The sequence below is a fragment of the Kitasatospora sp. NPDC057542 genome (assembly GCF_042801945.1).
GTDB lineage: Bacteria > Actinomycetota > Actinomycetes > Streptomycetales > Streptomycetaceae > Kitasatospora.
Map to the genome: position 1 here is coordinate 1 of NZ_JBHVFE010000642.1, position 3937 is coordinate 3937.

Annotated in this window: 3 protein-coding genes; all 3 read right to left on the bottom strand. The window is 73.6% G+C overall.

Translation table 11 applies throughout. The features are described 5' to 3' along the window. On the bottom strand, window positions 1–554 hold a 554-nt coding region (locus ACFU7Y_RS41305), incomplete at its 3' end, for a BTAD domain-containing putative transcriptional regulator (protein ID WP_380771549.1). A 301-nt stretch (window positions 555–855) separates the two neighbouring features. Next, window positions 856–1587 carry a ScbR family autoregulator-binding transcription factor gene (locus ACFU7Y_RS41310; RefSeq protein WP_224283087.1) on the bottom strand — a complete coding sequence of 244 codons (732 nt, stop codon included), beginning with the start codon at window positions 1585–1587 and terminating at the stop codon, window positions 856–858. Window positions 1588–1834: 247 nt separating this feature from the next. Then, a partial coding sequence (locus tag ACFU7Y_RS41315; RefSeq protein WP_380771551.1) for a DEAD/DEAH box helicase occupies window positions 1835–3937 on the bottom strand: 2103 nt, incomplete at its 5' end.

Here is a 3937-nt window from a genome sequence, read left to right on the forward strand (position 1 = left end):
CGGCCCAGCCGCAGGTCGGCCTCGATCCGCTGGTCCAGCGCGCAGAGCCGGGTCTCCTCCAACCTCTTTGCCTCGACGGCGAGTTGGCCACCGACCGGGACGTCCGCGAAGGCCGATCCGCGCCACAGCGCGAGCGCCTCGCCCAGCAGCCGGGCCGCCGCCGGGTAGTCCTCGCCGTCCATCGCCCGGTAGCCCGTTCCGGCGAGCCGTTCGAACTCCCGCAGGTCCGTCAGTCCGCCGCCGCTGTTGAGCATGTAGCCGCCCGGCGAGGTCACCAGGACGTCCTTGGCGCAGGACACCCCCGTCGCCGCACCGGCCGCGATGAGCGCCCGGTCGATGAGGTCCCGCAGCTGGAGCACGTACGTCTGCACGGTGGTGCGCGCACTGCGCGGCGGCCGGCCGGACCACAGCTCGTCGGCCAGCACCCCGGCCGGCACCACCTGGTCCGCCCGCAGCGCCAGTAGCCCCAGCACCTGCCGCGGCTTCGGCGCCGACGGCACCACGGACACCCCGCACACCCGGACGTCCAGCGCCCCGAGCACCCGAATTTCCACGATGACCACCCCAATCACACGGAACGCCGCAGCCACCTCCGCCGCGGCCGGCACCCGGGTCTACACCCTGGGTCAAGTGCCACCAGTCAAAAACAGGACGCGCGGTTTGTCAATACAAAACCGAACGCGCTGTTTGTTTTGCCGAGGCATCGCCGCTCGCCACCGTAAGCGAGCCCTCAGGTGCGCTGCGTCACCGAATCCGGACAAACCAAAGGCGGCGCCGGACCACCCTGGTCCCGCCGCCGCCGGTTCGCCTGCGCCTACCCGGACTCCCTTGGGCAGGAGAGCCGGTGAGCCACCGTCAGCCCACGCCGACCTCCGCCTGCACCTCGGCGCGCGCGGTGCCGTCCGCCCCACCGTCCGGGGCGCCGCCCTCCTCCGCCGCACGGGCCGCCGCGGCCTCGGCAACCACCTCAGCCCCGCGGTTCGGCCCCATCTGCAGCGAACCGAGCACGCCCGGCACCGCGATGCTCGGCATCAGGTGCTGGAACAGCGCGGACACCCGCAGCTCCAGGTCCGCCCGGCCGCACAGCTTCTGGGACTGGATCTGCACCCCCGTCCACGCGGCGATGACCAACCACGCGGTGTCCGCCGGCACGACGTGCGGGAGCAGCTCGCCGCGCTCGCCGGCCGCGACCAGCAACGCCTCGAACCGGCTGATCCAGCCGGGGATGGCACCGCCGCCGAGATCGTCGAAGACGTCCTGCCCGAGCGAGAGCCGGGCACCCGCACTGAGCAGCGGGTCACGCGGCATCAGGTACGCCACCACCATCCCGGTGTCCACGAACTCCTGGAGCTTGCAGCTCCGTTCGGGAACTCCGTCCTGGACGAACTGCTCCTCCACCACGCCCTGCGCCAGATCCCGCTTCGAGGCGAAATGGAAATACACCGCACCACGCGTCACGCCGGCCCGGGAGACCACCTCACCGATGGTCGCGCCCTCGTACCCGAACTCGTCGAAGACCGAGGCCGCCGCCTCCAGGATCAGCCGACGTGTCCGGAGCGCCCGCTCCTGCCGTACCACCGAAACCACCCGCCCTGAGCTCCCCGGAAAACAAAACCAAACACCCCGTATCTTAGCTGCGCCCCACCCACGGCGGACAAGACGATGCCGATGAATCCCGCCAACCACTCCCCCTCCCCGTAGCCCCGTAACCCGTCAAGCCCCACCGCCCCGATGACGACCACACACCCCGGCCGTCCCGTCGGTTCGGCCTTCGATACGCCGCCACCTTCATCCGAAAAACCGAACGAACGGTTTCTTCCGAGCATTCACCTCCTTACATACGTGACCTCCGAGGCAGGCCGGTCGTTGCACCGGATCGGCGGGATTCCTCGACGGAACCGGATGCGGACGGGCCTCGGGCCGGGCGTGGTGGTACCGGCGCCGGGCGAACCGGCCCCGGGGCCGAGCGCGCTCCTCGACCCTCCGGCCGCCCAGGAGGGCCGGACCGCCCGGTCCCCACCACGCTCGACCTCATCCGCCCTGAGGGTCGGTCAGGACGCCTGGGACGTCGGCCGGTCCGACGTCCCGCACGGCGGCCTCGGGGCGCGCCCCCTTGCACGCGGGTCAGCCGTTCGCACCTCTGCTCGCGGGATCGCCACCGGGGTCGTCGAGCGGCCAGGTGTCGCGGTCGCGGACGTGGTCGTAGGCGGGGAGTTCGGCGGCCAGGACGTCGAAGTGGGGCAGCGGGGCCCACAGGGCGCGGTCGCCGACGACGTAGAGGCGGCGTTTTGCGCGGCTGGCCGCGACGTTCAGGAGGTGCGGGGTAGCGGCCGCCGGAACGGCCCGCGCCGAGCAGCAGGATCACGACGTCGGCTTCCTTGCCCTGGGCCTTGTGGACGGTCGCGCAGCGTTCGTCGAGGAGTTCGGCGGTCCATCCGGGCAGCGTGCGGCAGGTTTCGCGGGCCTCGGCGACGAGGGCACGGAAGGGGGCGATGATCCGCAGGCGTTCGACGGTGACGCCGTGGCGGTCGAGCCGGCGCAGGAGGAAGGTGAGGGCGCGGCGGTCGCGTTCGCCCCAGGGGGCGTCGGCGGGGCGGTCGGGGTCGGGGGTGTCGAGCCAGCGGCTGGGAAGGAGGCCGTCCTGGTCGGGGTCGGGGAAGGGCTGCGGATGGGTGCCGTGGACCATGAGACCGCCGTAGGCGACCTCGTTGCTGACGGTGAACATGGGGTCCTCGCAGCGGCGGTGGACGCGCAGCGGTGAGCCGACCCAGACGGTGTCCTCCTCCGCGCCGGTGGGGGCGGGCAGGTAGGTGCCGTAGCGGTTGACCCGGTCCGCGACGGCCTGGGCGGAGGTGGCGGAGGGCAGCCATTCCTCGTCGACGCCGTAGGCGAGCAGGAGGCGGCGTTGCAGGGCGGCCGGCATGGTGACGACGGGTTCGAGCTGGAGCGGGTCGCCGACGAGAACGGCGCGGCGGGCGCGCCAGAGGGCGCCGACGGCGGCCTGCGGAGTGGCCTGGCCGGCCTCGTCCACGAGAATCCAGCCGAGGGAGCCGCCGCCGAGTCGGGCGAACATGCTGCCGATGGAGGAGAAGGTGGTGGAGACGACGGGGACGAGGAGGAAGAGGGTCTGCCAGGCGTGCAGGACCTGCTCGTCGGGGACGGGCCCGCCGGTGCCGGCCATGAGCTCCACCAGGACCTGGAGGTTTCCGCGGATCCGCTTGGCCGTGTTGGCGACGAGGGCGCGGTGCAGGTCGAGGGCGCGCAGGAAGAGGTCGCTGCGGGCGGTGCTCCAGGCCTCGTCGGACCAGGGGGCGCCGAGTTCCTGCTCGGGGTCGCCGAGGTGGAGCCAGTCGAGGGGCAGGGAGGGGAGGTCGGCGGCGGCCGCGCGGAGGGTGCGGTGGGCGGAGTCGAGTTCGGCGGCGGCGCCTTCCAGGTCGCGTCGGGCGGCTCGGGCCTCGTGCCGGGCCCGCTCGACGTCCGCGCGGGCGGCGGTCTCCGCGGCGCGGGCGGCGTCCTCGTGGACGCGGGCACGGGTGGTGGCCGCGGCGGCTTCGGTGACGGCGGTGGTGGAGCGGGTGTGCCGGTCGGCGGCGGCGTCCTCGGCGTGGGCGCAGCGGGCGATGTGGTCGCGGGCGTCCTCAAGGGCGGTGCGCTGCTGGACGAGCTGGGCGAGGAGCTCGCCCCTGCTGCGTTCGCGGTGCTGTTCGGCGGCCTGGCGTTCGGCGCCGCTCTGGAGCAGACGGCGCAGCCCGGCCCGCAGGCCCGGCTGGCCGCCGGGGGGCTCGTCGTGGAGGGCCGCCAGTACGTCGACCTGCCGGCGGTGCTGGTCGGCGCGTTCACGGGCGGCGGCCAGGGTGGCCCGGGTGTCGGCGAGGGCCTCGCGGGCCCGGGGGACCTCGGCGACCGCGGCCCGGTGGACGGCTTCGGCGGCGTGAAC